The sequence below is a fragment of the Acidisoma sp. genome, assembly GCF_035492295.1.
Classification (GTDB): Bacteria; Pseudomonadota; Alphaproteobacteria; order Acetobacterales; family Acetobacteraceae; genus Acidisoma.
Genome location: NZ_DATJJK010000255.1, coordinates 1 through 4,897 on the forward strand (window position 1 = coordinate 1; position 4,897 = coordinate 4,897).

Consider the following 4,897-nt stretch of genomic DNA (forward strand, 5'->3'; position numbering starts at 1 on the left):
GGCCAGCACGTGCGCCTTGCGCAGCGCCTCCACGTAGGCGCCGGCGGAGGGCAGCGGGAATTCCTCGGGCGCCGCGAAGCGGTGGCCGCGTGTCCTCGGCGCGCTGACCACGTCGGCGAAGCGGATCGGGAGCGGCTTTCCGTCCAGCGCCGCGGCGATCCAGTGCACCGGTCGGGCGAAGGCGTCGGCCTCGAGCGAGTCCCAGCGCATCGACTTGCGGAAGGGGATGGCCCGGACGATCTGCTCCAGCATCGCGGGCAGCGCTTCGGCGGCGGCCCGCCCTTTCTGCTCCTGGTCGACGACCACCCGATCGCCCTCGACGCGCAGCGCGTCCAGGGGCACGCCGGCCTTGCGCGCGAAGCCTTCCGCCGCCTTCGTCCACTTCCCGTCCTGCTGCGCCTGCTTGAGCGGCGGTCCGGACAGCTTCTTGCGCACGTCGGGAGCGCGGGCCGCGATGGCGGTGACGACGAGCGCGAGCCTGCGCGGGGTGGCGCAGGTGGAGATGTTCGCCCGCTGTCCTTCGCCCTCTCCGTTGAGGCGCGCGTCGTCGAGGCCCTTGTTGATCTCGGCCGCCATCCACTCCACCGCCGGCCGCTGGAAGCTCGCCGGCAGCTCCTCGGTGCCGATCTCGAAGACCAGATCCATCAGCGCCGCTCCGCCTTCGCCGCCCTGGCAGAGGCCTTCGCCGGCGCATCTTCGAGGAGCTCCGCGTGGCGGGCCAGCTCGCGCTCGGCGAGGGCGCGGTCCTTGAGCGCGGGGAACTTCATCCTCGCGCGGATGGCGAGGTAGAGCCTGGCGCAGTCGTGCGCCAGCTTGCGCACGCGCAGGATGTATCCCTGCCGCTCGGTCACGCTGATGGCGCCCCGCGCGTCGAGCAGGTTGAAGGCGTGCGAGCACTTCAGGCAGTAGTCGTAGGCGGGCAGGGGCAGCTTCTTCTCCACCAGCGCGCGGCACTCCTTCTCGTACTCGTCGAAGAGGCGGAAGAGCCGGTCGGGATCGCTGGCGTGGAAGCTGTACTCGCTCTGCTCGCGCTCGTTCTGCCAGAAGACGTCGCGGTAGGTGAGCTTGGTCCCGTCGGGATACGTGCAGAAGACCAGGTCGTAGATGTCGTCGACTCCCTGCAGGTACATGGCGATACGCTCCAGCCCGTAGGTCAGCTCCGCCGCGACCGGCCTGCACTCGAAGCCGCCCGCCTGCTGGAAGTAGGTGAACTGCGTCACCTCCATGCCGTCGCACCAGACTTCCCAGCCGAGACCCCAGGCACCGAGTGTCGGGCTTTCCCAGTCATCCTCGACGAAGCGGATATCGTGGCGGGCGAGGTCGATGCCGATCGCTTCGTAGCTGCCGAGCAGCAGCGCCTGGGCATCCGCAGGGCTCGGCTTCATCAGCACCTGATACTGGTAATAATGCTGCAAGCGGTTCGGATTCTCGCCGTAGCGGCCGTCCGTCGGGCGGCGGCTGGGTTGCACATAGGCGGTCTTCCACGGCTTGTTGCCGAGGGCGCGCAGCGTCGTCGCCGGGTGAAAGGTGCCCGCACCCACTTCCATGTCATAGGGCTGCAGGATGACGCAGCCCTTGTCTGACCAATAGTCGTGCAGCTTCAGGATGATGCCCTGAAAGCTCAGGGGCTTGCGCGTTGTCTCGGAACTCGGGTTCATGGGTCGCCCAGGGCTTTGAAGGGGGGCTTTCCATTACGGCCCCCATGGCCTCTGGGCAAGGCAATGGCTGACGGGATGAGAGCGAGGATCGGGTATGAGCGACGTGGCGGCGGTGATCGGGGCCTATTACGCGGCCTTCAATGCCGGAGATAAGGAGGCCTTCCTGGCGGTGCTGACGGATGACGTCGCGCATGACATCAACCAGGGTGAGCGTCAGATCGGGAAAGAGGCGTTCGGTCGCTTCGTCGACCACATGACCCGCTGCTACCGGGAGCGCCTGGAGGATCTCGTGATCCTGACCGGCACGGCCGGGGACCGGGGTGCCGCCGAATTCACCGTCCACGGCACCTATCTCGCGACCGACGAGGGGCTGCCGGAGGCTTCCGGCCAGACCTATGTGCTGCCAGCCGGCGCCTTCTTCACCTTGCGCGATGGCAAGGTCGCCCGCATCAGCAACTACTATAATCTGCAAGATTGGCTGGCCCAGGTCGGCGCCTGAACACCTGGGCGGCGCGAACCCGGTGACCCTGGCGTCACCGGGTTGTGACCGTCGCAGCAAGGTAGCTGCCCTGTCATATCAGAATGCTGCGGTTGCGTTGACCCGGCCGTCCAGCGCGACTACAGAAGACGCCAGAGAAAACACGGCCTCCGGCGCCGTTATCGCGGAACATTTGCGCCCGCGCACGCGGTTTGGGTCGCCATCCAATCTAAGTGGAACCGCTTATGCCAGATGTGCGCGAAGCATTAATGATCGGTAAGCGGAGCGATGGCACGCTGGTCCGCCGCCCGCTCTCCCCGCACCTGCAAATCTACAAGCCCCAGGTCAGTTCCGGCACCTCCATCATGAACCGCGTGACGGGCATCGCCCTCTCGGTCGGGCTCCTGCTGATGGTGTGGTGGCTGGTTGCCGCCGCCACCGGCCCTCAGGCCTTTTCAACCGCGCAGGGTTTCATCGGCTCACCCATCGGCCTGATCCTGATGTTCGGCTGGACGCTTTCCCTGTGGTACCACTTCTGCAACGGCATCCGGCATCTTCTGTGGGACATCGGCTGGGGTTTCGAGATCAAGACGTCGCACCAAACGGCGTTGATCGTGGTCATCGCGACCGCCGTGCTGACGGTGCTCAGCTGGATCATTGGCCTCGCCGTCTGGCTCTGAGGATCTCAAATCATGGCAAAGACTGACAAGCTCGCCGTCACGATGCGGCAGACGCCTCTCGGGCAGGCCAAGGGCCTGGGCTCGGCGAAATCCGGCCTGCATCACTGGTGGGCGGAGCGGGTCACCTCCGTCGCCCTCATTCCGCTTACGCTCTGGTTCGTCTTTTCCGTCCTTTCCCTCGCCGGCCATCCGCAGCCCGATATCGCCCATTGGGTCTCGCAGCCGCTGGTCGCGGTGCTGCTCATCGCGCTGATCATTGCGTCCTTCCACCATACCCAGCTCGGACTGCAGATGGTGCTCGAGGATTACGTCCATGACGAAGGCCATCGCCTGATCTGGATGATGGTCATGAAGGCGATTGTCTGGCTGCTCGGCCTGGCCGCGGTCCTTTCCGTTCTGAAACTCGCGATCTGAAGAGGGCGCCACGATGAATGCGATCTCGAAGCCGTCCTCCAGCGCCTATAAGGTTGTCGACCATACCTACGACGTCGTGGTGGTCGGCGCGGGCGGTGCCGGGCTGCGCGCCACCCTCGGCATGGGCGCGTCCGGGCTGAAAACGGCCTGCATCACCAAGGTCTTCCCGACCCGCAGCCACACGGTCGCGGCCCAGGGCGGCATTGGCGCGGCCCTCGGCAATATGGGCGAGGATGACTGGCGCTGGCACATGTACGACACCGTGAAGGGGTCGGACTGGCTGGGTGATCAGGATGCCATCGAATACATGTGCCGCAACGCGATTCCGGCCATCTACGAGCTCGAGCATTTCGGTGTGCCCTTCAGCCGCACCGAGGACGGGCGTATCTACCAGCGCCCCTTTGGCGGCCATATGCAGGACTACGGCAAGCGTCCGGCCATGCGCGCCTGTGCGGCAGCGGACCGGACCGGACACGCCATCCTGCACACCCTCTATCAGCAGAGCCTGAAGCACGACGTCGAGTTCTTCGTCGAATACTTCGCCCTCGACCTGATCATGGACGAGGATGGCGCCTGCCGTGGCGTTACCGCCTGGTGCCTGGATGACGGTACCATCCACCGCTTCCGGGCCCAGACCGTTGTTCTCGCAACGGGCGGCTATGGCCGCGCCTATCAGAGCTGCACCTCCGCCCATACCTGCACCGGGGACGGCAACGGCATGGTGATCCGTGCCGGCTTGCCGATGCAGGACATGGAATTCGTGCAGTTCCACCCCACCGGCATCTTCGGCGCCGGTTGCCTGATCACCGAAGGCGCGCGCGGCGAGGGCGGCTATCTCACCAATGCCGCCGGCGAGCGCTTCATGGAGCGTTACGCGCCGACCGCGAAGGATCTGGCGTCGCGCGATGTCGTTTCCCGCTCGATGACCATCGAGATCAACGAGGGCAGGGGCGTCGGTCCCAACAAGGACCACATCCTGCTTCATCTCGAGCATCTCGGGGCGGATCTCCTGCATCAGCGGCTGCCCGGCATTTCCGAGACCGCGAAAGTCTTCGCGGGCGTCGATGTGACGAAGGAGCCGATCCCCGTCCTGCCGACCGTGCATTACAACATGGGCGGCATTCCCACGAACTATCACGGCGAGGTTCTGTCGCCGACGCCGGAAGACCCGGATCGCGTGGTGCGCGGCCTCATGGCGGTCGGCGAATGTGCCAGCGTCTCCGTGCATGGCGCCAACCGCCTCGGCACCAATTCGCTGCTCGATCTCGTGGTCTTTGGCCGCGCCGCCGCTCATCGCGCGGCGGAGACGGTGCAGCCTGGCGCGACGCAGGCGCCGCTGCCGGCCGGCGCGGGTGAGGCGTCGCTCGACCGTTTTGACGCCGCCCGCCATGCCAGCGGCCACACCCGCGTCGCGGAGCTGCGCGTTGATCTGCAGCGCGCGATGCAAAGCCATGCCGCCGTCTTCCGCAATTCCGCGAGCCTGACAGAAGGGGTCGCGAAGGTGCAGAAGATCTGGTCCGGCATGTCCGACATGTCGGTCTCCGACCGCAGCCTGATCTGGAACTCCGACCTCGTCGAGGCGCTGGAGCTGCAGAACCTGATGGGGAGTGCGATGACCACGATGGTCGGCGCGGAGGCCCGGCACGAAAGCCGCGGCGCCCAGGCGC

At 66.2% G+C, this 4,897-nt stretch carries 6 protein-coding genes; 4 read left to right on the top strand and 2 right to left on the bottom strand.

Translation table 11 applies throughout. The features are described 5' to 3' along the window. Both VL752_RS19145 and VL752_RS19150 read right to left on the bottom strand, forming a co-directional pair. The coding region (locus tag VL752_RS19145) for a glycine--tRNA ligase subunit beta (protein ID WP_325357704.1) at positions 1–645 on the bottom strand (645 nt) is incomplete at its 3' end. Further along, positions 645–1,658 (bottom strand): glycine--tRNA ligase subunit alpha, encoded by a 1,014-nt coding sequence (locus VL752_RS19150; RefSeq protein WP_325357705.1) that lies wholly within the window; start codon positions 1,656–1,658, stop codon positions 645–647. The genes VL752_RS19150 and VL752_RS19145, both read right to left, overlap by 1 nt. Positions 1,659–1,752: 94 nt before the next feature. Between VL752_RS19150 and VL752_RS19155 the strand changes: the two genes are divergently transcribed. The 4 genes from VL752_RS19155 to sdhA all read left to right on the top strand — a co-directional run. After that, positions 1,753–2,157: a ketosteroid isomerase-related protein gene (locus VL752_RS19155; RefSeq protein WP_325357707.1), complete on the top strand. Its 405-nt coding sequence runs from the start codon at positions 1,753–1,755 to the stop codon at positions 2,155–2,157. Positions 2,158–2,381: 224 nt separating this feature from the next. After that, positions 2,382–2,816 carry a succinate dehydrogenase, cytochrome b556 subunit gene (gene sdhC, locus VL752_RS19160; protein WP_325357709.1) on the top strand — a complete coding sequence of 145 codons (435 nt, stop codon included), beginning with the start codon at positions 2,382–2,384 and terminating at the stop codon, positions 2,814–2,816. Between the two features lie 12 nt (positions 2,817–2,828). Continuing rightward, positions 2,829–3,230, top strand: coding sequence for a succinate dehydrogenase, hydrophobic membrane anchor protein (gene sdhD, locus VL752_RS19165; RefSeq protein WP_325357711.1), 402 nt, complete (start codon positions 2,829–2,831; stop codon positions 3,228–3,230). Positions 3,231–3,243: 13 nt separating this feature from the next. Continuing rightward, positions 3,244–4,897, top strand: a 1,654-nt coding sequence (gene sdhA, locus VL752_RS19170) for a succinate dehydrogenase flavoprotein subunit (protein ID WP_325357713.1), incomplete at its 3' end; no start/stop codon positions are given.